This window comes from Streptomyces sp. NPDC049627 (assembly GCF_044465645.1).
Classification (GTDB): Bacteria; Actinomycetota; Actinomycetes; order Streptomycetales; family Streptomycetaceae; genus Streptomyces.
This window is the reverse complement of sequence record NZ_JBITLW010000006.1, coordinates 178,960-201,927: the sequence shown is the minus strand read 5'-3', so window position 1 is coordinate 201,927 and position 22,968 is coordinate 178,960. Positions and strand designations below refer to the sequence as shown.

Genomic DNA, 22,968 nt, shown 5'->3' with positions numbered 1-22,968 from the left:
ATTTCAAGATCAGTCGAACCACCGGTCCCGCGCCAGCTCCCCCGTCCGCGAAGGATCCTCCAGCAGCGCCGCCACCTCGAACCGCCGGGGCCACTGTCCCGCCGCCCACGCCAGTCCGGCCGCGACGCCCTCCAGGGTCGCCGCGTGCAGGACCCCGTCGTCGGTCAGGCGCCAGTCGATCTCCACGCCGTCGACCACGAGCTCCTCGTGCTCGACGTACGACGCGGGCGTCCGCGTCCCGAGCAGCACCCGCACCGAATCCGGTACGTCGTGCTCGGTGCCCTCGGAGTCGACCGAACCCGTCACGGACTCGCTGAGCCGCCGCACCTGGAACAGTTCGGCCAGCTCGGCGGCCCGGGACGGACGGACCGGCAGCAGCGGCACCCCGCCAGTGAACGGCAGCAGGTCGGGCGAGTCGACGACCACCGCGTCCGCCGCGTCCACGACCTCCACCCGCCCGTCGACCACGGCCCGCAGCTCGTCCGGCAGGGTCACCTGCTCGGGGTCCAGATCGGCCAACGCTCCATAGAGAGCGTGCAGTTGAGCGGCGGTGACCTCACGGTCGGGGTCGGCCAGGCGGTCCAGCAGCTCGGCGGCGCCGCCCGGCTCGTCGAGCAGCGCGGCGACGGACGTCCGCACGCCGAGCGCCCGCAGCACCTGCTCGTCGTCGAAGCCGGTCGCGTCGGCCTCGTCGTACAGGCCGCGCAGGAGCGGGTCGCCGCCGGAGGCGAGCAGACCGGCGGGGCGGCGGCCGTCGAGCACCGGGTGCCCCCGCAGCCACCAGGCCGTGTACGGCCGTACGACTTCGTGCGTGCCGTCGGGCAGCAGGATCCGCACCTGCTGGGTGAGCGCGTCGCGCAGGGGCGGCTGGGCGAGCAGGGCGAGGGCCTGCGGCCACTTGTCGTCGTCGACCAGGTCCAGGTCGCGTACGGCGATGAGTTCGGTGGCGACCGGCGGTACGGGGGTGTCCGGGAAGCGGTCGAGGATGTCCTCGCACCACACGTCCACCGCGTCCAGCAGACCGGCGTCGTCCGGCTCGGCGAAGTCACCTTCGCGCGGCTCCAGTTCGTCCGGGTCGAGGACGACGTCCGTGGCCCGGACGAGGGCGAAGTTGGCCAGGACGCCGCAGGCGGCGAGCGGCTGCTCTCCCCATTTCTCGGCCAGCTCGGCGTCGACGGTCGCGAGTTCGTCCTCCCGCATGATCTGCGCGAAGGGGCTGCCGGGAAGGACGAGCTCACCGGCGGGCGCCAGCTCCCCCTCCTCGTCGGGCAGCGCGAGGGCGCCGAGCCACGGCTCGTCACCGGGCTCCAGCCCCGCGTCCCGCACCAGCGCGAGCACGATGTCGGCCAGTTCCTCGGCGTCGGGGGCGTCCTCCTCCCAGCTCAGGCCGGCGTCCTCGTCGAGGGACGCGGCGACCGCGGCGCGCACCTGGGGAGTGGTGAGGACGGCGCGGGGCGTGGCCGGCAGGGCGCCGAGCTTTTCCAGGAGGGGGTGGGCGGCGTCCGGGTGGGTGACCTTGAGTCCGAGGCGGGCGAGGACCTCGGGATCGATGGGGGCGCCGTCCGGGGTCGGCAGCAGGACCTGCCGGGGCCCGATCGTCGTCCGCCCGTCGGCCAGCGGCACGGGCAGGCCGGACAGCCGGTCGGGGTCGACCCCGGCGAGGCTGTCGTAGAGCCGCCGCCACCAGCCCGGGGCCTTCTCCAGTCCCGCCAGCCGGTCGATCGCGTCGGTGAGCGGGACGCGGGCGACCCCCAGCGTCCGCAGCTCCACGCGCCGTTCCAGTCCGGCGGGGAGCAGCGTGGGCAGCACCTCGGCCAGTACCCGCACCGTCTCCGCACCGGCGCCCTCGACGACCTCGGCGTCGCGCGGCCGCAGCGACTCGGGCAGCTCTGGCTCGTGCTCGCGCGGCTCTACGGCGGGCGGCAGGAAGGCCGGGTGGGCGGGCGGGAGAAACTCAGTACGGGGCAGACGCTCCAGGATCGCCTGGCGCAGGGCCCCGTCGAGTTCACCCTTCCCCAGCGGCCCGGGCACCAGCCCGATGATGCCCTCGCTCACCGGACGCCAGTCGGCGAGCAGGTCGGCGTAGGCGTCGGCCGCCCGCTGCACGAGGAAGTCGGTGAGCGGGCCGGGGGCGGCGTGGCGGCGGGTGGTGTCGAGGGGGAAGGAGGCGATGAGGAGGGCCGGGACGCCGAGGGGTTCGTCACTCGGTGTCGGCGCGTGGACCACGGGAGCCGTGCGGGGCCGGGCCGGCGTGCTGTCGGCGGCGTTGACGGGCACGGCCCAGGTCAGCGACCAGTGCGGCCGCAGCCGCTCCTCCACCGGCCGGTCGGCGAGGAGGTCGGGCGTGAGCGGGCCGTGGGCGGCGGTCGTACGCCAGTGGGTGACGCCGTTGCGCGAGTCCTCTACGACGGTGAAGGGCCCGTCGACACTGCGGCGCAGCGTGCGCGGCTCGTCCTCGCCCACCTCGACCACGACCTCCTCCAGGCCCGGCAGGGCGAGGAGCAGGGCGTCGTCGACGGCGTGCAGCAGGCGCTCGGCGAGGTCGGCGGCGGCGGTGTCGCGCAGGGGAAGGATGACGGCGGTGTCGTACGGGTCCGGGGCGGTGCCCTCGGCGGCGAACGGCAGCCGGAGGAGGGGTACGTGCCCGTCGCGGCGCCGGATCTCGTCCCCCAGCCCGGGACTGTGGCGGGCGGTCTCGGTCGCCAGCTCGCGGGCCTCGGCGAGGGACCACCGCACCCCGCCGTGCCGCCCGACGACGGCAGGCTCGTCCGTCACGGCGATGACGGCGGCGAACCCGACACCGAACCGCCCCACGGCGCCCTGCTGGGTGTCCCGCTTGGCCGAGGCGCGCAGGGTGGACAGCGACTCGACGCCGGCGGCGTCCAGCGGGGCGCCGGTGTTGGCGGCGACGAGGACCCCGTCGCGCAGGGTGAGCCGCAGCCGTCCGGGCACGTTCGCCCTGGCGGCGGCGTCGGCGGCGTTCTGAGCGAGCTCGACCACGAGCCGGTCCCGGTATCCGCCGAGGACGAGGTCCTCCTCGGCGTTGGCGTCCTCCCGGAAACGGGCGGGGCTGGTGGCCCAGGCGTCCAGCACTCCGCGACGCAGCCGGGCCGTACCGAAGGGGTCGGCGCCTTCGGCTGCGGGCCGCACGAACTTGCTCACGTCACTCTCCTCATCGCCGTCGCGACGAAGGTACCGCCTGGGGAGCGGGGCACAGAGCACAGGCTGCGCGCTGGTGGGCCCACGGCGGCTCGCGTCACTCGGTCAGGAGTTCCTGAGCTGAGCCGGTTGATCACGTGCCATCGTCTGGAGCGGTGCCGGCGCCTCAGTGCGGTCGGCGCAGCCCCGCGACAAGGAGTCCGACCAGGCGGCGGGCGTCGTAGCGGGGGTCGCTGTCGGCGCCGATGCAGAGGTTGCCGACGCCGCGCATGAGCTCGTAGGCCTCGATGCCGGGGCGGATCTCACCGGAGGCGGCCGCGGCCTCCAGCAGCTCGGTGCAGACGGGCACGAGGCGGTCGAGGAAGTAGGAGTGGAGGGCCTCGAAGTCGGCGTTGCCGGACTGGAACACGGCGGCAAGTCCGTGCTTGGTGACCAGGAAGTCGACGAAGAGGTCGATCCAGCGCGTCAGTGCGGCGTACGGGGTCTCGCCGGCGGCCAGCAGGGACGGACCGGCCTCGGCGCAGGCTTCGACCTGGTGCCGGTAGACGGCGATGATCAGGTCCGCTCGCGTCGGGAAGTGACGGTAGATCGTGCCCAGCCCGACACCGGCCTCGGCCGCGATGTCGCGCACCGGCGCGTCCACGCCCTTCGCGACGAAGACCGCGGCGGCCGCGTCGAGCAGCGTCTCCTTGTTGCGCCGGGCGTCCTTCCGCCTGGGCGGGGCCGCGCGCCCGGCGCCCTCGTCGCTGTCGTCCACCGAGCCACTCCCTGTCCGTCCCGCTGCGCTGCTGCTCACGGTACGCCACTCCGCTTGCCAAAGCGGAACAGCGTTCCGTATCGTTCGGCAGCACCAAACCGGAACGATGTTCCGTTTCACCATGAGGAGATATGGCCATGCAGTACCGCACCTTGGGCCGCACCGGAGTACAGGTCAGTGCCCTCGCACTCGGCGCCATGAACTTCGGCGCGATCGGACGCACCACCCAGGACGAGGCCACCGCCCTCGTCGACGCCGCTCTGGAGGCGGGGATCAACCTCATCGACACCGCCGACTGGTACAGCGGCGGAGAGTCGGAGGAGATGGTCGGCAAGGCCGTCGCAGGCCGTAGCGACGACATCGTGCTGGCCACGAAGGCGACCATGCCGATGGGCGAGGAGCGCAACCACCAGGGCGGTTCACGTCGCTGGCTGGTCAAGGCACTGGACGACAGCCTGCGTCGGCTGGGCGTCGACCACATCGACCTCTACCAGATGCACCGCTGGGACCCGAACACCAGCGACGAGGAGACCCTGTCGGCCCTCACGGACCTTCAGCGCGCCGGAAAGATCCGCTACTTCGGCTCCTCGACCTTCCCCGCCCACCGCATCGTCCAGGCCCAGTGGGCCGCCCGCGAGCACCACCTGGGCCGTTATGTCACCGAACAGCCCAACTACTCCATCCTCCAGCGCGGGGTGGAGGCCCACGTCCTGCCCGTGGCCGAGGAGTACGGGCTCGGTGTGCTGGTGTGGAGCCCGCTGGCCTCGGGCTGGCTGACTGGCGCGGTCCGCAGGGGCCGGGACGTCACGACGAACCGCTCGGCGTTCATGCCGGAACGCTTCGACATGAGCCTCCCCTACAACCGGGCGAAGCTCGACGCCGTCGAACAGCTGGCGGAGGTCGCCGACGAGGCGGGCCTGACGATGATCCAGCTCGCCCTCGGCTTCGTGACCGCACACCGTGCCGTGACCAGCGCGCTCATCGGCCCCCGTACGCCGGAGCACCTGCAGTCGCAGCTGGCCGCCGCCGACACCGTGCTCTCGGCGGACGTCCTCGACGCGATCGACGCGATCGTCGCTCCCGGAACCGACCTCGCGGCGCACGAGAAGTTCGACACTCCGCCGGCGCTGCTGGACGCGTCGCTGCGGCGCCGCTGAGCTGGGGACACCGTCATGCCACCCACCACGCCCACCGCGCCGCCCCGCTTCGGAATCATGACCGCGCCCATGCAGGTGTCGTACGACGACGTCCTGCGCGTCTGGCAGGAGGCGGACGCGCTGCCCGAGATCGAACACGCCTGGCTGTTCGACCACCTCATGCCGATCGCGGGCGACCTGGAAGGACCGGCCTTCGAGGGCTGGACGCTGCTCGCGGCCCTGGCCGCCCGGACCCAACGGCTGCGCCTCGGCGTAATGGTGACCAGCAACCGCTTCCGCCCTCCCGCGATGCTGGCCAAGATCGCCACGACCGTGGACGTCATCTCCGGCGGCCGGCTCGACTTCGGCATAGGGGTCGGCTCACGCCCCGGCCACCCGCTGGCGCGACGCGAATACGAGGCCCACGGCATCCCCTTCCACGACACCGCGCACGCCGTGGAGAGCCTCGCCGAAGCCTGCACCCTGATCCGGCGCCTGTGGACCGAGTCCGCCCCCTTCGACTTCCACGGCACCCACCACCACCTCACCGGCGCCTACGCCAACCCCAAACCCGTCCAGCGCCCCCATCCGCCCATCCTCATCGGCGGCCGCTCCGCCGCGACCCTGCGCGTGGCCGCCGAGCACGCCGACCTGTGGAACATCCCCGGCGGCGACATCGGCGACGCGGTCCGCCGCAGCGCACTACTGGACCGCTACTGCGCCGAGTCGGGCCGCGACCCGGCCTCGATCACCCGCTCGATCCACCTGCCGGTCTCCTACGACCACCCGGCCGCCATCCGGCACGCGATCACCGACGCGCTCGACGCCGGCTTCCACCACATCGTCCTCGGGCTGCCGGCGCCGTATCCCGCCGGGGTCGCTCGGTGGGTCGCCGACGAGCTCATCAAGAACCAGAAGAACTGGGGCGTGTGGTGACGAGCATGTCGACAACGCCCGTCAGATCCTCCTGGCCGCTGCCCTCGGCCAGGCGGCGGCGCATCAGCTCGAAGTAGGGGCTGAGCAGTTGCGGGTCGACACCCTGCTCCTCGGCGGTGCGCAGGAAGGTCGGCGTGCCGGCCACCTGCATGGCGAGGTTGGAGACGACGCCCTTGGTGTAGTCGCCGCTCCGCAGATGGTCAGCGGTCTGGTGAACTGCCGGCGCCATCGCGACGAGCCAGTCGGCCAACAGCGGGGCGAACGACGTCGGGTCGATGTCCTCCTTGCGGATCAGGGCGAAAGCGTGCGCGGCCCCGGCGAACATCCCGTACATGGCGCTGAGCAGGGCCACGTCGTGCAGGGCCGCGAAGCCCGCGTCCTCGCCGACGTAGGTGGTGCCGACGGGGACGACCAGGGTCTCCTGGTGTCGCTCGAACAGCTCCCTTGAGCCGCTGTAGAAGACGTAGCCGCCGGCTTCGGGAACGCCGATCATCGGAGGGACAGCCATGATTCCGCCATCCAGGTAGCGGGCGCCGCGCTCGCGCGCCCACTCGGCGCGGGCGCGGGCCTGGGCAGGGGTGCTGGTGGTCAGGTTGACCAGGTCCCTGTCTGCCAGGTCGGTACCGGCCAGCACCTCGTCGACCGAGGCGTCGTCCAACAGACAAACGACGATCAGGGTGTTCGCCGTGACCGCCTCAGCGGCGCTGTCCGCGATCCGGGCACCCTCGGCGGAGAGTGCCGCGGCGCGGGCCGGGGTGCGGTTCCAGACGGTGACCGGGTGGCCGGCGGCAAGCCAGGCGCGGGCCAGCGCGGTGCCCATCGCGCCGAGACCCAGCATCGTGACGGGAGTTTTCTCAACAGGGTTGCGTGTCATACCGATTAGGCTGGTCACGGGGCCGGAGGTGATCAAGTACGCACTTGGTGGTGGGTGGTTACCCCGGGGTGAGCGAGCACGTCGGAAGGGTGGGGCATGACGACGCTGAACCGGCCGGGCGCACCAGACGGACACGTGTGCGGGATCGACGCCGCGATGGAGGTGATCGGCGGCAAGTGGAAAGTGCTGATCCTCTGGGCGCTCCACGAGCACCCCTACCGTCGCTTCGGCGAGCTGCGTCGACTGCTTCCAGGGATCACCGAGAAGGTGCTGGCCTCGCACCTGCGTGAGCTGGAAGCGGACGGCGTCGTGCACCGCGTCTCCTACGACGAGGTCCCGCCCCGCGTCGAGTACTCACTGACCGCGGACGGGATACGCCTCAACGAAGCACTCCAGCCACTGGCCGCCTGGGGACGCGAACGGCCGGCCACTCGCTAGACGACGTACGTGACGAAAGCGGCCCAGGCCTGCGGCGCGAGGGCGAGGCGGGGGCTGGTGTCGGAGTACTTGGAGTCGCGGACGTGGATGGTTCGGGGGGCTACCGCGATCTCGACGCAGGAGTTGCCATCGGTGCCGCTGCTGTAGCTGCTCTTGAACCACACCAGTTCGGAGGCGTCCCCGGCAGCGCTCTTGCGGATCATGTTTCTCCCAGCAGTTGCTCGATGAAGGCCAGCGACTCTCGGGGAGGGAGAGCCTGAGCCCGGATGGTGCCATACCGCAGTTCCAGGATGCGGAGCTGTTTCGGATCGGTGAGGGGGCGCCCGTTGAAGGCGCCGTCCGAGCGCCCCACCGCCGTACCGTCCGGGAACTTCAGCAGCTCGATCTTGCCGTCCAGCCCCGGGTGGGCATCGCTCTTCGTCGGCATGACTTGAAACGTCACGTTACGCAACCGCCCCACCTCCAGCAGACGTTCGAGCTGCTGCCGCCACACCATTGTGCCCCCGACGGGTCGGCGTACCACCGCCTCTTCCAGCACGAAGTGGATGGACGGGGCCGGGTCTCGGTCGAAGACCGACTGCCGGGCCAGACGGGCAGCGACCATGCGTTCCACGTCGTCCTGTGAGTACGGCGGCTGCGCTGCCTCGAACAGGGTCCTCGCGTGGTCAGAGGTCTGCAACAGCCCGTGGACGCTGTTGCACTCGTACACGCCGATCTCGACCGCCTTCTCCTCCAGCTTCCCCAGCTCACGCACCTTCTTGGGGTACCGGACCTTCTTCACGTCCTCCCACGTCGCGGCGATGAGCCCACCCGCCCCCAACACCTCGTCGGCCCTGTCCAGGTAATCCTGCCGAGGAATCCGCTTCCCGCCCTCGATCTTGTAGACCATGTCCTCGCCGTAGCCGACGGCCTTCCCGAAGTCGGCGGCCCGCATCCCCACCGCCTCCCGCCGCAGCTTGAGCTGCCGTCCGACGGTCGCGATGACGGCGACACCCCACTCGTCGTCCGGATCGACCTCCCAACCCGGCTCATCTGCTTCCGTCTTGAGCCGTCCCGTGTCCGCCTCGACCGTCATCCCGTACCCCTCCGTCGTACCACCGCGATGCAGCAGCGCCTTACCCGCGCATCCGTCCCGACAGCCCGGACACGACCGGACAAGCTCCGGACAGTCACCGTGCGCACCCGCTGAGTCACTGTTCACAGTAAGCACGCGCGGCCACGCTGAGTGATGTGAATCAAGAAACCGCCGCCCCCACGGCCCAACTCCACAACCCGATCCGCAACTTCAGCGTGCAGCTGTCCCCCACCCCACGCGGCGCCCGCCTCGCCCGCCTCCTCGCCACCGAACAACTCCGCAGCTGGGGGCTGCCATTGGACCCGGCGGCACACGTGGTCGCCGAGCTGGCGGCGAACGCGGTCACACACGGCCGCATCCCCGGCCGGGACTTCCTGCTGCTCCTCTACGTCGTCGGCGACACGCTCCGTATCGAGGTCACCGACACCCGCGCCGACCGGCTTCCGCACACCGAACGGCCCACCCCCGACGCGGAGTCGGGCCGCGGCCTCGCCATCGTCGACGCCCTGGCCGACCGCTGGGGCGTCACGCCGGGGCTGCCTCCGCGCAAGACGGTCTGGGCCGAAATCGACCTCTCACCGGAGCCCGGAGAACCGTGCTCCGGTGCCACGGGCGGCCTTCCCCAAGAAACACAAGGGTGAAAGAACCCGCACCAAACCCCACCCCTCCCTCCCGCCGGCCCGCCCACGGCACAAACTCACTCGCCCGGGTGAACATCACCAACTCGGCTGGATTCGGGAGCTATTGCCTGCCCTACGCTCGGCGCAACACAACCGCAGACATGCAACGGCCCTCGCCGGGACGGCAATCCCAGTGCGAGGGCCTGACCATCAAGGAACGAGACCTTCCCGATGGATACCCAAAACCCTAGCGCGCCCACGCGCGCCCAGTCCCGTACCGCGGGCAAAAACCACCCCCACACGGAGCCCGGGGGCGGCGGCCTCATCCACGACAACACCCGCCACACCACCCGTTTCACGGTGATCGGCAACCACCTCGCCCAGCACCCGGAGCTGTCGGGCCTCGCCATCGGACTGGCCGTCTACATCCAGTCCCTCCCCAAGGGCGCCCGCGTCGACATCAAGACCCTCGCCGCCCGCTTCCCCGAGGGCAGGACCCGTATCTCCGCCGCGCTACGCGAACTGGAAACCCACGGCTACCTGCGCCGCGAACGCCAACGCACCCCCGCCGGCCGCATCGTCACCCGCACGATCTCCTGCAATCAGCCCGGCCGCCGCCGCACCCAGGACCACCCGGTCCCGACCCCTGCACGGAAGAAGCGAACTCCGGCACCCCGCAAACCCCTCCCCGCCGTACCGCAACCCGCCTACCCGGCCCCCACCCTCCTCCATACGGCGACCGACCTCCTCGCAGACCTCCGCCGCCACGACCCCCGCCTGCTGCTCTCCGCCTGCGACACAGCCCACCTGGCCCCCGGCGTCGCCGCCTGGCTCGAACGCGACGTCACCCCCATCGCCGTACGCCACGCCTTGACCACAGACCTGCCACCCGGACCCTTGTGCCGTCCGGCAGCACTCCTGGCCCACCGCCTGACCACCCAGCTGCCGCCCCCACCCCCGTTCCGCGCGCCCGCACCACCGCCGGATGTGGTCCGCCACCCCCTTCGGACCTGCGACGGCTGTGACCGTGCCTTCCGTTCACCTGCCCCTGGCCGCTGCCGCGACTGCCGATCCCATGTCCTGGAGGCCGCCTAGCATGAACGTGACGATCCTTGCCCCTGGGCACAGACGACGAGGAGCGAGCGCCATGACCATCGCCCCGGACAACGCGCAACAGGGCGCCCACCACCTGTACCGCGCCATGCGGGACGTCGTTCAGTCAATGGACGACGCGCTCCCCGGAAAGTTCGAGATCACCAAGGAAGGGATCGTTCACGACATGATGTCGCCGGGAGGACCTCATGAGGTCACGGCCGCGCACGTCAGCCGCCGTCTGGAGAAGGTCATGCCGGATGACTTGCTGGCGCACAACGGCACACCCGACGTGGAGGATGAGCCTGAGGGCATCATGCGACACCCCGATGTGATGGTGATCGCGTGGACCGACCTGAGCGTCCAGGGGTCTGTCGACCCCCGCACCGTCATCGCCGCCATCGAGGTCGTCTCCCGCTCCAACCCCGACAATGACTGGGTCACCAAGATGCGCGACTACCCCCTGATCGGCATCCCCATCTACGCGATCTTCGACCCTCGTACCGGAACCGGCGCCGTCCTCACCGACATCCACTCCACCCCCCACGGCCCCCGCTACGCGACCCGCAAGGACTTCGTGTACGGCGAAGACGTCACCATCGCGGAGTGGACGATCTCGACCGAGAATCTGCCGCGGTACAAGGCCGAGGGCGAGGACGAAGCCGGCGTGCAACCGGCATCCTGAACCCTCGGCCTGAACGCTAGGAGTGCCCCAACTCCGCCGACTCCTCGTCCCCCGCCATCGGCACCGACCCCGAATCCGCCGCCGGACGCAGCGGGAACGGATCCACGCGCGTCTCGTCGATCACCGGCGGAGCCGGACGCGGCGGCTTCGGCATGACCGCGGCCTCGGAGTGGCCGCCGCAGCCGTACGTCAGGGACACGACCCGGCCGTCCGCCGGGGAGAACTCGTTGGCGCAGACTCCGAAGGCCTGGCCGAGGGAGCCGCCGATGGGGGCCAGGAAGCCGCAGGTGACGCAGCACGCCGGGGCCGCCTGGGCCATGGGGGTCTTCGCGCCGTACGCCTCCTCCCAGCGGTCCGCGGCGATGTGGAGGCCGTAGCGGGAGAGGACCCGGGCGCGACGCAGGCCCAGTTCCTCCGCCACCGCGGCGATCGAGCCGCGGGAGGGGGCCACCGGGAGGTTCGCGGGAGCGCCCGCCGTGACCTCCGCGTCCTCCGCCTCCACCAGCTCCGCCATCTCGTGCGAGACGGCCGAGCTCGGCACCGGCTCGTCCTCGCCCGTGAAGCCGGGCTCCAGCCGGAGATCCTCGGCGTCCGTGGGGAGCAGGTCGCCGGGACCCATGTCGCCGGGGCGCAGGCGCTCGCTCCACGGCACCCACTCGGGGGCGAGGAGGGCGTCGGGGCCGGGGAGGAGGACCACCTCGTCGAGCGTCACGATCTTCGCGCGCGACGCCCGCGCCACCGTCACCGCCCAGCGCCAGCCGCGGTACCCGAGCTCCTTGCACTCGAAGAAGTGCGTGACAACGCGGTCGCCCTCGGAGATCAGACCCGCGTGCTCACCCACCACGCCGGGGGCGGCGGCCTCCTCGGCTGCGCTGCGGGCGAGGTCGACCGCCTCGGCGCACAGACGGTCGGGGGTGCGGCTTCGCGTTGTCGCTGCGCTCACAGGTATCGCTTCTCTCCTACGCCGTCTCTCGGGTGCGGTCCTCGAGGGCGAGGGAACGGACGGAGCGGACCTGTGGGCCGCGTCGACGTCCGCATCCGAATCGCGCTCGGGCGCACCTACGTCATCCATTGTGCGGGATGGCTGAGATACGCACGCTACCTGTTCGCGAGCGCTGGGCCTACACCGACGGCCCTTTCACCGTGCGCGGCGGCCGACTTCGCCGTGCGCGGCGGCCGGCGGAAGCCCGCGGAACCCGTGCCGCCGACCCGAGAGTTGCCCACAGGTTCCCCCCATACGCGCCGTAACCGCACTACCCACCCCCATCTCGGGGCACTATTGCGTCGTGGCAACCGCGAGGCCGCCGCAAGGAGCCACCGGTGTCGGTGGCGACAAGGGCGGCCGGAGTCGAGGTGGCGGAACGGGCCGGATGGGCGGCTCCCTCCGCGCGGTCGGCCGCGCCCTGCACTTCCCGGTCACCGGCACCGCCCGCGGCATCCGCAAGGCGACGCACGCGCAGGGCGCAGGTGAGTCCGGCCTCGGCAAGCTGATCGAACTGCACGGGGTGAACGGCGCCGGCGACATGATGATCACCGTCGCGCTCGCCTCCACCGTCTTCTTCTCCGTCCCCACCGACGAGGCCCGCGGACGCGTCGCGCTGTACCTCGGCATCACGATGGCGCCGTTCACGCTCCTCGCCCCCGTGATCGGCCCCCTCCTCGACCGTCTCCCGCACGGCCGCCGCGCGGCGATGGCGGGCGCGATGCTCGCCCGGGCGCTTCTCGCCCTGGTGCTGTCCAGCGCCGTCGTCAGCGGCGACCTCCAGCTCTATCCGGCCGCACTGGGGGTACTGGTCGCCTCGAAGGCGTACGGGGTCGTCAGAAGCGCCGTGGTGCCCCGTCTGCTGCCACCCCGCTTCTCCCTCGTGAAGGCCAATTCACGGGTCACGCTCGGCGGGCTGCTCGCCACGGGCATCGCCGCGCCCATCGGCGCCGGGCTCCAGGCGATCGGGCCCCGCTGGCCGCTCTACGGCGCCTTCGTGATCTTCATCGCCGGTACGTTCCTGTCCTTCTCGCTCCCGCACAAGGTCGACTCGGCCAAGGGCGAGGACACCGCGCTGCTGGCGGCCGACGAGCAGCATCTGCACGGGCCGCACCGCCGGCCCGTCAAGCGGCCCGGGCTGCGCACGGTCGGCATCGCCGTCACCCACGCCCTCGGCGCCAACGCCGCCCTGCGCTGTCTGTCCGGCTTCCTGATCTTCTTCCTCGCGTTCCTGCTGCGCGAGCACCCGATGTCCGGCCAGAGCGCCGCCGTGTCACTGGGCATAGTGGCCGTCTCGGCCGGGGTCGGAAACGCGCTCGGTACGGCCGTGGGGGCGTGGCTCAGGTCCCGGGCGCCGGAGATCATCATCGTGACCGTCGTGGGCTTCGTGCTGGCCGTGGCGATCACGGCCGCCGCCTTCTTCGGCGCCGTCCTGGTGGCGTTCCTGGCGGCGGTCGCCGGGTTCGCGCAGGCGCTGGGCAAGCTGTCGCTGGACGCGCTGATCCAGCGGGACGTGCCGGAACTGGTCCGTACGTCGGCGTTCGCGCGCTCCGAGACGCTGCTGCAGATGTCGTGGGTGCTCGGCGGCGCGATCGGCATCGTGCTGCCGCTGAGGGGTCCGTTCGGCCTGCTGGTCGGCGCGGCGATCGTCGCCGTCGGCTGGCTGACCACCGTCAAGGGCCTGATCGTCTCGGCCCGGCACGGCGGCCACACGCATCCGCGGGTGGCCTGACACGCCTCGCGGCACCATGGCCCGCGTACGCCCTGGTGCCGCGCCGTAAAGCCCTGCCGCCTCCTTGGCAGAGGCCCTGCCACCTCCGTGAGGTACACCCCGACGCCTGCGTGGCGTACGCCGCGACGCCTCCGTGACATACGGCACGCCGCCCCCCACGTAGAGAGAGCGCCACCCGCGCCCGATAGCCTTCCGCCATGACCACGCTGCAATCCGTTGTGCGACGCCGCCGCGCGCTCGCCGCCGCCGGCGCCGTTTCCGCCGGACTGCTCCTGCTGTCGGCCTGTGACGAGCCGACGCCCCTGGCCACGGTCACCGTCGGCACCTCCTCCGTCCACTCGGAGGCGACCTGCGGTGGCGAGGGCGACGCACTGAAGCCCGCCGACCTGGCGAAGTGCCTGCAGGACAAGGGCATCGAGTCCATCAAGGTCGACCCCGACGAGACCGTGCGCTTCGGCGTCGACCCGGACATCGCGGACGAGGGCTGGACCATCCTCATGAACGGCCAGCCGCTCACCGACTCCAGCAAGAAGACCTACCGCACCATCCCGGGCAGCGTGTTCTTCAACGCCCAGTACGGCGCCAGCGGCGACTCGACGCTGGTGTCGATCAAGGGCGGTGAGAAGGACGTGACGGGTCTGTGGTCCTTCAAGCTCAAGAAGGACAGCTGACCACGTCTGCCGCAGTACGTGTCCTGGTGGCCACCGCGGTCCCCGCAGAGCGGGACGCGGTGGCGCGTGCGCTTGCCGGGACCGGTGACGGTCGGCTGTCGTTGAGGTCGGCGGAGTCGGTGCCCGGCACTGCAGGCCGTGCCCACCCCCCCTCCCTCTCGGCTTCGCGCGAGCCGGGGGACCCTCGTCCCCCGGCGGACGGACTGCCCACAGCGGTGGCCGACCTGCTCGCAGTCGGCGTAGGCCCCGCCCGGGCCGCCGCCTCGACCGCCACGGCCCTCACCACCGCCGCCCTCGACGGCGCCCCCTACACCCTGGTCGTCTCGGCCGGGATCGCCGGCGGCTTCCTCCCCGACGCCCCGGTCGGCTCGCTCGTCGTCGCCGACGAGATCACCGCCGCCGACCTCGGGGCGGAGACCCCCGACGGCTTCGTGCCCGTCACCGAGCTGGGCTTCGGCACCGTCACCCACCGTCCGCCGGAAGCACTCGTACGAGAGGTCGCGGCCGCCACCGGCGCGCGCCCCGGCGCCGTCCTCACCGTCTCCGCCGTGACCGGCACCGCCGTCCGCGCCGCACGGCTGCGCGAGCGCCACCCCACCGCCCTCGCCGAGGCCATGGAGGGCTTCGGCGTCGCCGAGGCCGCGGCCGCGCACGGCACGCCCGTGCTGGAGCTGCGCGCGATCTCCAACCCCGTCGGCCCCCGCGACCGCGCCGCCTGGCGCATCGGCGACGCGCTGGCCGCGCTGACGGACGGCTTCGGGAAGCTCGCGGCCGTACTGGAGAGTTGGAACCCGCATGAGCAGTGAGCCGTTGCAGATCGCGTACTCCCCCTGCCCGAACGACACCTTCGTCTTCGACGCCCTCGCCCACGGCCGTCTCCCCGGCGCCCCCGCCCTCGACGTCACGTTCGCCGACATCGACATCACCAACGGCATGGCCGAGCGCGGCGAGTTCGACGTACTGAAGGTGTCGTACGCCGTGCTGCCGTACGTCCTCGACGAGTACGCCCTGCTGCCCTGCGGGGGTGCGCTGGGGCGGGGTTGCGGCCCACTGGTGCTGACTCGCGAGGCGGGCCTGGACCTGACGGGCCGTACGGTCGCCGTGCCGAGCGAGAAGTCGACGGCGTATCTGCTGTTCCGCCTCTGGGCCGCCGACACGCTCCCCGCCGGGGTCGGCGAGATCGTCGTCCTGCCGTTCCACGAGATCATGCCCGCCGTGCGGGACGGGAAGGTGGACGCGGGGCTCGTCATCCACGAGGCGCGCTTCACGTACCAGAACTACGGGCTGCACAAGCTCGCCGACATGGGCGAGCACTGGGAGAACACCACCGGGCTGCCCATCCCGCTGGGCGCGATCATCGCCAAGCGGTCGCTGGGCACGGACACGCTGCGGCTGCTCGCCGACTCCATTCGTACGTCCGTGAAGTCCGCCTGGGACGACCCCGAGGCCTCCCGGCCCTACGTCATGGAACACGCCCAGGAGATGGACCCGGCCGTCGCCGACCAGCACATCGGGCTGTACGTCAACGAGTTCACCCACGACCTCGGCGTGGACGGCTACGCGGCGGTCCGCGGGTTGCTCACACGTGCGGCGGCCGAGGGGCTGGTGCCGCCCCTCGGCCCGGATGCGCTGGATTTCCCGTAACGAGACTTACTGGACCTGGTGGACCTATACGTCCAACTGGTCGGCTACCGCTCGGAGCAGACCGGCGATCTTCTTTCCGGCGGCCTTGTCGGGGTAGCGGCCCCGCTCCAGCATCGGCGTGATGTTTTCGAGGAGAGTCGTCAAATCCTGGACGATCGACGCCAGCTCGTCCGGCTTCTTGCGCTGGGCCGCCGCGACCGACGGGGTCGGGTCGAGCAGGGTGACCGAAAGGGCCTGGTCACCGCGCTGACCGGCGACGACGCCGAACTCGACCCGCTGTCCCGGCTTGAGTGCGTCTACTCCGGCGGGGAGGACCGAGGAATGGACGAAGACGTCACCGCCGTCGTCGCGGGAGAGAAAGCCGAAGCCCTTCTCGCTGTTGAACCACTTGACCTTGCCGGTAGGCACGTCTGTCCTCGTCCTCGTACTCGTCGGAAAACTGCTTCTGAAAACGGCTCTTGATAGCACTACAGCGGGTCGACCATGACCCGCCGGTACCAAGGCTAATGGTCCCCGGGCCCCTGACAAGACGTCGCCCGGTTGTTCCCTCGCGCAGGGAACTACCCTGGTCCGGTGCGCGACAAAACCCAAACGAATTCCGCCGCTCCCGGTGACCGACTGATCCGTGCCGGAGCGGTCGTGTTCTTCATCGGTGCCGTGGCCACTCTGGTCACGGTGGCGCCGTTCCTGCTCGGTACCACGCCATTTCCGACGTACATGTTCGGATTGAGCATGCTCATGGGCGTCGGATTCCTCGTCGCCGGAGCGGGGGTGCTCCGCTCGATCGCGGCGGGGAGGCGTCAGGCGCGGGGCGCGTCCAGGTAGCCGGTGAGCCAGCCCGGGAACCGCGTCAGGTCCGTGAGGACCACGTCCGCGCCGAGTGCCTGCAGCTCATCGGTGCCGTAAGGGCCGGTGGCCACGGTGACCGACAGGGTGCCGGCGGCTCGGGCGGCTCGTACGTCGCCCGCGTGGTCGCCGACATACACGGCTGCGCCGTACTCGCGCAGGGCCTCCGCCTTCTGCTCGGCCCAGAGGTTGCCTATGACGGCGTCCGGGTCGATGCCGAGGTGCTTCAGGTGCAGCTTGGCGTTGGGTTCGTATTTGGCGGTGACGACGATCGCGCGGCCGCCTGCGGCGCGTACGGCGGTGATCGCTTCGGCGGCGCCGGGCAGCGCGGGGGTCGCGGCGATGGCGATCGTGGGGTACATCTCGCGGTACAGGTCGGCCATGGCGGGGACCTGCTCCGCCGGGAACCAGTTGACCAGCTCCTCCTCCAGGGGTGGCCCCAGGCGGGTGACCGCCAGGTCGGCGTCGATGTGGGTCCCTGTCCGCTCGGTCAGCGCCGTGTAGGTGGCGTGGATGCCGGGGCGGGAGTCGATGAGGGTCATGTCGAGGTCGAAGCCGACGGTGAAGGCCATGGGGGCCATTGTGCCTACGCCTGGTAGCTCGGTCGTGAATGTGGTGTGGCGACTGCGGGTGGGTGGGGGGTTGTCGCGCCCACGCGGCCGAGCCGCATATCGATACAGCCCCGCGCCCCTAAGGGCGCCTCTGTGAGCGCCAGACGATGAACAGCGCCGACGCCACCGCCGCCCCCTTCACGACCCACGGCCAGGTCTCCGCCAGGGCCGCGTTCGTCCGGCCCTCGGCGATGGGGTCGCCCCAGCGGCCGTTGGTGCGGCCCCACAGCCAGACGACGCCTGCCGTGAGGGAGAGGCCGGGCAGGATCACCACCGCCCATTTCGTCTCGGCGTCGGACAGGCGGCGGGAGCCCCAGGCGATGAGCCAGCCGAGGAGCAGGACGATGAGGTTGCCGAGGATCGCACCGGTGACGAGGAGGGCGGCGGCGAGCAGGAGGAGGGGGTTGCTCCAGCGGGTGGTGGGGAGTGCCGGGCGGCGGAAGAAGCGGCGACGGGATGTGTCCGGTGCCGCTTCCTCGGTCTTCTCGACGGCAGCCGGGGCGGGGTCCTCGGCCGGCTCCTTCTTTTGCAGGCGGGCCCCGTCCTGCGCGGGTGGGCGCCTGAGCATCTCCGGGATCTCGACGCCGCCGACGAATCCGGGGACGTCCTCGCCGGGGCCGAAGGGGCTGCTGTCCACCCGCCACCAGTCGGGCTGGGTCGCACTGCCCCCGAGGTCCGCCGTACTGGCGAGGTGGGGCGGTGGCGGGGCCTCGTCCGGAGCGGCCGCGGGCTCGGCGGGGCGGGGGCGGGGCACGATGCGGCGCAGACCCTTGGGGCGGTCCTCGGCCGCCTCGCCGGCCTGGGTGCCCGGCCGTGACTGCGGCTGTACGGGCACGGAGGCGGCGGGGGGCTGGGGGGCGGGGGCGGCATGGCCGCCGGCTGCGGTGACGACCTCGTCCGGGGTGCCGAGACGGGCGATGATGCGGCGGACGGCGGCGGGGCTGTCGACGGGTGCCTTGGCGCGCCGCCGGTCGATCTCGCCGCGCAGTTCGGACACCAGGCGCATGCGGGTGGCCGACGGCAGCTGTCGCTGCTGGGCCACGTCGCCGACGCGGCTCAGATACTCGTAGACGACCTGGTCGCTCTCGATCCCCACGAAGTCCCCTCCGGGGTGGGTGCGTTGGATACCCCGTGGGACGACGTTAGCGCAGGACAGGACGGACGCCGTGGCCTCGCCGTGGGTGCGGGTGAACCCGGTCTGCCCGCAGGGCCCTCCGCGCAACGTTCCGTTCGCCCGGGAAGCAGCCCGCAGACCCCCTGCCCCCTCCTTGTACCCGGTAACGTGAGTCGGATGAGCGACCCGGCTACACCGCCCCGTTCCCTCGCGGAAGCGCTCCGCGCGCGGGACGACGCCTCCCTGGCCGTGCTACTGCGCAGCCGGCCCGACCTCATCACCCCCGTGCCGACCGACCTCACCCAGCTGGCGACCCGCGCCGGCACGCGGGCCTCCGTCGTGCGCGCCCTGGAGCGGCTGGACCGTTTCGCGCTGCAGACGGCTCAGGCGCTGGCCGTGGCGGCGGACCCGGCGACGTACGACGAACTGCTCGGCCTGCTGACCGGCGACGAGGGCGATCCCGTGGTGGCCGGCGCTCTGCCGCAGGCTCTGGGCACCCTGCGCGACCAGGCCCTGGTGTGGGGCGGCGACGACCGGCTGCGCCTCGTCCGCACGGCACGCGAGCTGCTCGCGCCCTCGCCGCAGCATCCGTCGCCGACCGGTCTCGGGCCGACCGTGCAGGAGGCGACGGCGGGCATGTCGCCGGGCCGGATCCAGGAGATCGTCACCACGGCCGGGCTGCCCTCGACCCACGACGCGGTGTCCGCCGTGGCCTCGCTCACCGCCTTGTTCGGCGACCGGCGGCGCATGGCGGCCCTGCTCGCCGACGCGCCGGAGGAGTCCCGGGAGGTTCTGGCCCGGCTGGTCTGGGGACCGCCGTACGGCCAGGTCACCGCCGATCCGGCGCCCCGGCTGCGCTGGCTGCTGGACCGCGGCCTGCTGCTGCCGACCGCGCCCGGCACGGTCGTCCTCCCCCGCGAGGTGGCCCTGCATCTGCGCGCGGGCCGCGCGCACCGCACCACCGAGCCGCTGCCGCCTCCGGTCGAGCCGGCCGCGACGCACCGTCCACAGGTTGTGGACACGACGGCGGCCGGGCAGGCGTACACGGCGCTGGCGACCGTCGAGGAGCTGCTGAAGGACTGGGACGAGGGCGGGCCGGCCGTGCTGCGGGCCGGCGGGCTCAGCGTGCGCGACCTCAAGCGCACCGCCGTGGCCCTGGACGTCCCCGAGCCCGTCGCCGCCTTCTGGGTGGAGCTGGCCTACGCCGCGGGCCTGCTGGCCTCCGACGGCGAGGCCGACGAGCGGTACGCGGCGACCCCCGCCTACGACGAGTGGCTGGAGCAGCCCCCGGCCCAGCGCTGGGCACGGCTGGCCGAGGCGTGGCTGACCGCGACGCGTACGGCGGGCCTGGTCGGCGGGCGGGACGCGAAGGACCGTACGTTGTCGGCGCTGGGCCCGGGGCTGGACCGCTCCGCCGCGCCGGAGGTACGGCACCGGGTGCTGACCCTGCTCGCCGGGCTGCCGGAGGGGGCGTCCCCCTCCGCCGAGTCGGTGCTGGCCCGGCTGCGCTGGGAACGACCCTTGCGCGGGCCCCAGCAGGACGACGACCTGCGCAGCCGCCTCGCCCGCTGGACGCTGGACGAGGCGGAGCTGCTCGGGGTGACCGGGCGTGGGGCGCTGTCGGCGCAGGGGCGGGCCCTGCTGGGGGCGCGGCCGCCGGAGCCCGTTCCCGAGGAGCCCGTCGGTCCCGGCGACAAGCTCCCCGTGCATCACCGCCCCACCCCGGCTCCCGAGCCCCTCTCCCCCGCCGAGCAGGCCGCGGCCACCGCTGCCGCCGCCCGGCTCCTCGCCCCGCTCCTCCCCGAGCCGCTCGACCACGTCCTGCTCCAGGCCGACCTCACCGCCGTCGCGCCGGGGCCGTTGCAGCGGCCGCTCGCCGCCATGCTGGGGGTGCTCGCGGACGTCGAGTCGAAGGGCGGTGCGACGGTGTACCGGTTCACGCCCGGCTCGGTGCGCCGGGCCCTCGACGCCGGGCGCAGCGCCTCCGACCTGCACGCGTTTCTCGCCGAGCACTCGCGTACGCCGGTGCCGCAGCCGCTGGCGTACCTGATCGACGACGTGGCCCGCAAGCACGGGCACCTGCGGGTGGGCGCGGCGTCGGCGTACGTCCGCTGCGACGACGACGCGGTGCTGAACGAGATCCTCGCCGACAAGCGGGCCGCGGGCCTGCGCCTGCGCCGCCTCGCGCCGACGGTGCTGGCCGCCCAGGCCGACCCGGCCGCCCTGCTGGAGGGCCTGCGCGCGCTGGGCTTCGCGCCGGCCGCCGAGTCCGCCGAGGGCGACGTCCTGATCACCCGCGCCGACGCCCACCGCACGCCGCCGCGCACGGCCCCCGAGCCGGTCCCGGACGGCCCGCCGACGCCGGACGCCACCTTGCTGACGGCCGCGATCCGCGCCATCCGCGCGGGCGACCTCGCCTCCACGACCCCGCGCAAGCCGAGCGCGACGGCGGCTCCCGTGGCCGGCGGTGAGCTGCCCCGCACCACCTCGGCGGAGACCCTCGCCACCATGCAGGCCGCCGTCCTGACCGGCGAGGCGCTGTGGATCGGGTACGTCAACGCCGAGGGCGCGGCGAGTCAGCGTGTCATCGCGCCCGTGCGGGTGGAGGGCGGGTTCGTGACGGCGTACGACCACACCGCGGACGAGGTGCGGACGTATCCGCTGCACCGGATCACCGGTGTCGCCGAGCTCGCGGACGACCAGATCTGACGGCCGGGGCGGCTCACTCGTCCGGGCGTACCCGGCGGTTCATGCACGCCACGCCGGGCTTTTCCAACTCTTGAGGGACCTTTCGGGTCCTTCCGCATCGCGTCGCGCGGCGCAGGGCAGCCACCGGGTGTCCTGATCACGCTCAAGTGAGCGCAAACGAGAGGTAGTTGTCCCATGCGCACAGCTCGCCGTCTTGCCACCGTCCTGGCCGCCGCAGCCCTGATGATCGGTGCCGTCACCACACAGGCCGCGGCCGTCAGCGTCGACATCGCCGGGCTGGTCATCGAAACCCCACAGGTCTGACGCGACCGCAGCGCACCTTCCGGGCCGGTCCCGGCGTCGCGGGGCCGGCCCGCCCTCCGTACCCGAAAGGTCTTGAAGTCCCCATGCGTTCGAAGCGTCCCGTCCGCACCCGTACCGGCGTCGCCGTCCTCGTCTCGGCGGCCGCGTTGGTCACCGCCCTCGCTCCCGGGGCCGCCGCGGCCCCCGCCACCACCCTGCCGCTGCCCCTCCCGGCCCCGGCGGCGGAGTCCCTGATCACCGAAGGCGTCACCATCGAAGGACCGCTGATCAACAACCTCGGTCTGCCCACGGTGACGTAGCGCGGTGCATCCGGTAGCTGTCCCCGTCGATCCGCACGACCTCGGCGTGGTGGGCCAGCCGGTCCACCATCGCCAGTGCGGAAGGGCCGCCGAAGATCTCGTCCCAGCGGCCGAGGGGACGGTCACTGGTCACGATCAGCGCGGCCCGTTCGTAGCGATGCGCGACCAACTGGAAGAAGAGGGCGGCGGTCTCCGCGTCGAAGGGGGTGTAACCGACCTCGTCGACGATCAGCACGGCATGGTCGTCCAGTCCGGCCAGTTCCTCCGCGAGCCGCCCGGCGTCCTGTGCGCCGGCCAGCCGGGCGGCCCACTCGGCGGCGGTCGCGAACAGCACCGCGTGTCCTGCCTGGCAGGCGCGTACGCCGAGGCCGACGGCCAGATGCGTCTTGCCGGTGCCGGGCGGGCCGACGAAGACCACGTTGCGGCGGGCGGCGACGAAGTCCAGCTTGCCGAGCCGGGCCACGGTCTCCCGGTCGAAGGAGCGGGGGTGGTCGCAGTCGAAGTCCTCCAGCAGCTTGCGGGCCGGGAACCCGGCGGCGCGCACCCGCTCCTCGACGCCGGTCTCGCCCTCCCGGGCGGTGGCCTGGGCCGGTACGAAGACCTCCTCGGGGTCCTCGGCGGGCGCCTCGGGAGGGTGCTCGCGGTGCGTCTGCCGGTGACCGCGCTCGGCGCGTGCGGCCATCGGGCCCGACATGTACGCCAGGATCGCCGCCGAGGCGATGAACGCCATGTGGATCACCGTGCCCCACAGCAGTGAGTGGCGCGGGGTGTGGTGGACGTCCACGAACATCTGGAGCAGATGGACGGAGGAGATGCCCACGATGGCCGTGGCGAGCTTGACCTTGAGCACGTTGGAGTTCACGTGCGAGAGCCATTCGGGCTGGTCGCGGTGGCCCTGGAGGCCGATGCGGGAGACGAACGTCTCGTAGCCGCCGACGATCACCATGATCAGCAGGTTGGCGATCATGACGACGTCGACGAGCTTGAGCACGGCGAGCATGACGTACGTCTCGGTGGCCCGTCCCGTCACGCAGCGCAGGACTAAGGTCCACAGCTCGTTGAAGAACTTGTAGACGTACACCCCCTGCGCGGCCACGAGGCCGAAGTAGAGCGGGGCCTGCAACCAGCGGGTGGCGAACAGGGCGTACCCGAGGGTGGTGGTGGTCGGGGACGGATCACGGCTGACGGTCGGCACGGTCGGCATTCTTCGCAGCCGCCGCCGTTCAGGTGAAACCGCACCACCCTCAGGGATGAAAAGACATCCTGTACGACTCCGGTACCGGCA

Annotated in this window: 24 protein-coding genes; 14 read left to right on the top strand and 10 right to left on the bottom strand. The window is 72.2% G+C overall.

Going from position 1 to position 22,968, the window contains the following annotated elements:
- Nucleotides 1-9 precede the first annotated feature (9 nt).
- A complete protein-coding gene (locus tag ACIBU0_RS18015; protein ID WP_398818852.1) occupies nt 10-3,162 on the bottom strand; it encodes a sacsin N-terminal ATP-binding-like domain-containing protein in 3,153 nt (1,050 codons plus the stop codon).
- 163 nt (nt 3,163-3,325) lie between these two features.
- A complete protein-coding gene (locus ACIBU0_RS18010) occupies nt 3,326-3,916 on the bottom strand; it encodes a TetR/AcrR family transcriptional regulator (RefSeq protein WP_398818849.1) in 591 nt (196 codons plus the stop codon).
- Between the two features lie 137 nt (nt 3,917-4,053).
- On the opposite strand from ACIBU0_RS18010, the gene ACIBU0_RS18005 reads away from it, so the two are divergent.
- Both ACIBU0_RS18005 and ACIBU0_RS18000 read left to right on the top strand, forming a co-directional pair.
- Entirely contained in the window at nt 4,054-5,073 is a 1,020-nt protein-coding gene (locus tag ACIBU0_RS18005) for an aldo/keto reductase (protein ID WP_398818846.1), read from the top strand.
- A gap of 15 nt (nt 5,074-5,088) precedes the next feature.
- Complete coding sequence (locus tag ACIBU0_RS18000) at nt 5,089-5,988, top strand: LLM class flavin-dependent oxidoreductase (protein WP_398818843.1); 900 nt, start codon at nt 5,089-5,091, stop codon at nt 5,986-5,988.
- Here ACIBU0_RS18000 and ACIBU0_RS17995 read toward each other — a convergent pair.
- Entirely contained in the window at nt 5,957-6,862 is a 906-nt protein-coding gene (locus tag ACIBU0_RS17995; RefSeq protein ID WP_398818840.1) for an NAD(P)-dependent oxidoreductase, read from the bottom strand. The genes ACIBU0_RS18000 and ACIBU0_RS17995 overlap by 32 nt on opposite strands.
- A gap of 96 nt (nt 6,863-6,958) precedes the next feature.
- Between ACIBU0_RS17995 and ACIBU0_RS17990 the strand changes: the two genes are divergently transcribed.
- Nucleotides 6,959-7,300, top strand: coding sequence for a winged helix-turn-helix transcriptional regulator (locus tag ACIBU0_RS17990; RefSeq protein WP_398818838.1), 342 nt, complete (start codon nt 6,959-6,961; stop codon nt 7,298-7,300).
- Here ACIBU0_RS17990 and ACIBU0_RS17985 read toward each other — a convergent pair.
- The gene (locus ACIBU0_RS17985) at nt 7,297-7,503 is read right to left on the bottom strand and encodes a DUF397 domain-containing protein (protein WP_398818836.1); all 207 of its coding nucleotides are present in this window, start codon (nt 7,501-7,503) and stop codon (nt 7,297-7,299) included. The two genes, ACIBU0_RS17990 and ACIBU0_RS17985, sit on opposite strands and share 4 nt — an antisense overlap.
- On the bottom strand, nt 7,500-8,375 hold the full coding sequence (locus ACIBU0_RS17980; RefSeq protein WP_398818833.1) for a helix-turn-helix domain-containing protein: 876 nt from the start codon (nt 8,373-8,375) through the stop codon (nt 7,500-7,502). Before ACIBU0_RS17980 ends, ACIBU0_RS17985 begins: the two co-directional genes overlap by 4 nt.
- Before the next feature lie 155 nt (nt 8,376-8,530).
- Here ACIBU0_RS17980 and ACIBU0_RS17975 point away from each other — a divergent pair, with 155 nt between their 5' ends.
- The 3 genes from ACIBU0_RS17975 to ACIBU0_RS17965 all read left to right on the top strand — a co-directional run bounded on the left by ACIBU0_RS17975 (nt 8,531) and on the right by ACIBU0_RS17965 (nt 10,772).
- Complete coding sequence (locus ACIBU0_RS17975) at nt 8,531-9,016, top strand: ATP-binding protein (RefSeq protein WP_398818830.1); 486 nt, start codon at nt 8,531-8,533, stop codon at nt 9,014-9,016.
- A gap of 210 nt (nt 9,017-9,226) precedes the next feature.
- Complete coding sequence (locus ACIBU0_RS17970; protein ID WP_398818827.1) at nt 9,227-10,090, top strand: helix-turn-helix domain-containing protein; 864 nt, start codon at nt 9,227-9,229, stop codon at nt 10,088-10,090.
- 52 nt (nt 10,091-10,142) lie between these two features.
- Nucleotides 10,143-10,772, top strand: coding sequence for a Uma2 family endonuclease (locus ACIBU0_RS17965; RefSeq protein WP_398818824.1), 630 nt, complete (start codon nt 10,143-10,145; stop codon nt 10,770-10,772).
- A 16-nt stretch (nt 10,773-10,788) separates the two neighbouring features.
- On the opposite strand, the gene ACIBU0_RS17960 is transcribed toward ACIBU0_RS17965, so the two are convergent.
- Nucleotides 10,789-11,715: a DUF3027 domain-containing protein gene (locus ACIBU0_RS17960; RefSeq protein WP_398818821.1), complete on the bottom strand. Its 927-nt coding sequence runs from the start codon at nt 11,713-11,715 to the stop codon at nt 10,789-10,791.
- 343 nt (nt 11,716-12,058) lie between these two features.
- On the opposite strand from ACIBU0_RS17960, the gene ACIBU0_RS17955 reads away from it, so the two are divergent.
- From ACIBU0_RS17955 to ACIBU0_RS17940, 4 genes are all read left to right on the top strand, one after another.
- The gene (locus ACIBU0_RS17955; protein ID WP_398818818.1) at nt 12,059-13,486 is read left to right on the top strand and encodes an MFS transporter; all 1,428 of its coding nucleotides are present in this window, start codon (nt 12,059-12,061) and stop codon (nt 13,484-13,486) included.
- Between the two features lie 197 nt (nt 13,487-13,683).
- The gene (locus tag ACIBU0_RS17950) at nt 13,684-14,157 is read left to right on the top strand and encodes a DUF2771 domain-containing protein (protein WP_398818815.1); all 474 of its coding nucleotides are present in this window, start codon (nt 13,684-13,686) and stop codon (nt 14,155-14,157) included.
- Nucleotides 14,158-14,183: 26 nt separating this feature from the next.
- On the top strand, nt 14,184-14,963 hold the full coding sequence (locus ACIBU0_RS17945) for a futalosine hydrolase (protein ID WP_398818812.1): 780 nt from the start codon (nt 14,184-14,186) through the stop codon (nt 14,961-14,963).
- Nucleotides 14,953-15,801, top strand: a complete 849-nt coding sequence (locus ACIBU0_RS17940; RefSeq protein ID WP_398818809.1) for a 1,4-dihydroxy-6-naphthoate synthase — start codon at nt 14,953-14,955, stop codon at nt 15,799-15,801. Before ACIBU0_RS17945 ends, ACIBU0_RS17940 begins: the two co-directional genes overlap by 11 nt.
- Nucleotides 15,802-15,825: 24 nt before the next feature.
- On the opposite strand, the gene ACIBU0_RS17935 is transcribed toward ACIBU0_RS17940, so the two are convergent.
- A complete protein-coding gene (locus ACIBU0_RS17935; RefSeq protein ID WP_398818806.1) occupies nt 15,826-16,209 on the bottom strand; it encodes a cold-shock protein in 384 nt (127 codons plus the stop codon).
- A 165-nt stretch (nt 16,210-16,374) separates the two neighbouring features.
- Here ACIBU0_RS17935 and ACIBU0_RS17930 point away from each other — a divergent pair, with 165 nt between their 5' ends.
- Nucleotides 16,375-16,626 (top strand): hypothetical protein, encoded by a 252-nt coding sequence (locus ACIBU0_RS17930; protein ID WP_398818804.1) that lies wholly within the window; start codon nt 16,375-16,377, stop codon nt 16,624-16,626.
- Here the strand turns inward: ACIBU0_RS17930 and ACIBU0_RS17925 are convergent.
- Together ACIBU0_RS17925 and ACIBU0_RS17920 are read right to left on the bottom strand one after the other, a co-directional pair.
- Nucleotides 16,602-17,228 carry an HAD family hydrolase gene (locus tag ACIBU0_RS17925; protein WP_398818801.1) on the bottom strand — a complete coding sequence of 209 codons (627 nt, stop codon included), beginning with the start codon at nt 17,226-17,228 and terminating at the stop codon, nt 16,602-16,604. The two genes, ACIBU0_RS17930 and ACIBU0_RS17925, sit on opposite strands and share 25 nt — an antisense overlap.
- Nucleotides 17,229-17,337: 109 nt before the next feature.
- A complete protein-coding gene (locus ACIBU0_RS17920) occupies nt 17,338-18,354 on the bottom strand; it encodes a hypothetical protein (protein ID WP_398818798.1) in 1,017 nt (338 codons plus the stop codon).
- Nucleotides 18,355-18,549: 195 nt separating this feature from the next.
- Between ACIBU0_RS17920 and ACIBU0_RS17915 the strand changes: the two genes are divergently transcribed.
- From ACIBU0_RS17915 to ACIBU0_RS17905, 3 genes are all read left to right on the top strand, one after another.
- Nucleotides 18,550-21,081 carry a helicase-associated domain-containing protein gene (locus ACIBU0_RS17915; protein WP_398818796.1) on the top strand — a complete coding sequence of 844 codons (2,532 nt, stop codon included), beginning with the start codon at nt 18,550-18,552 and terminating at the stop codon, nt 21,079-21,081.
- A gap of 174 nt (nt 21,082-21,255) precedes the next feature.
- Nucleotides 21,256-21,384, top strand: a complete 129-nt coding sequence (locus ACIBU0_RS17910) for a hypothetical protein (RefSeq protein ID WP_398818794.1) — start codon at nt 21,256-21,258, stop codon at nt 21,382-21,384.
- 83 nt (nt 21,385-21,467) lie between these two features.
- Nucleotides 21,468-21,683 carry a hypothetical protein gene (locus tag ACIBU0_RS17905; protein WP_398818791.1) on the top strand — a complete coding sequence of 72 codons (216 nt, stop codon included), beginning with the start codon at nt 21,468-21,470 and terminating at the stop codon, nt 21,681-21,683.
- Here ACIBU0_RS17905 and istB read toward each other — a convergent pair.
- Nucleotides 21,652-22,887 (bottom strand): IS21-like element helper ATPase IstB, encoded by a 1,236-nt coding sequence (gene istB / locus ACIBU0_RS17900; RefSeq protein WP_398818788.1) that lies wholly within the window; start codon nt 22,885-22,887, stop codon nt 21,652-21,654. The genes ACIBU0_RS17905 and istB overlap by 32 nt on opposite strands.
- Nucleotides 22,888-22,968 lie beyond the last annotated feature (81 nt).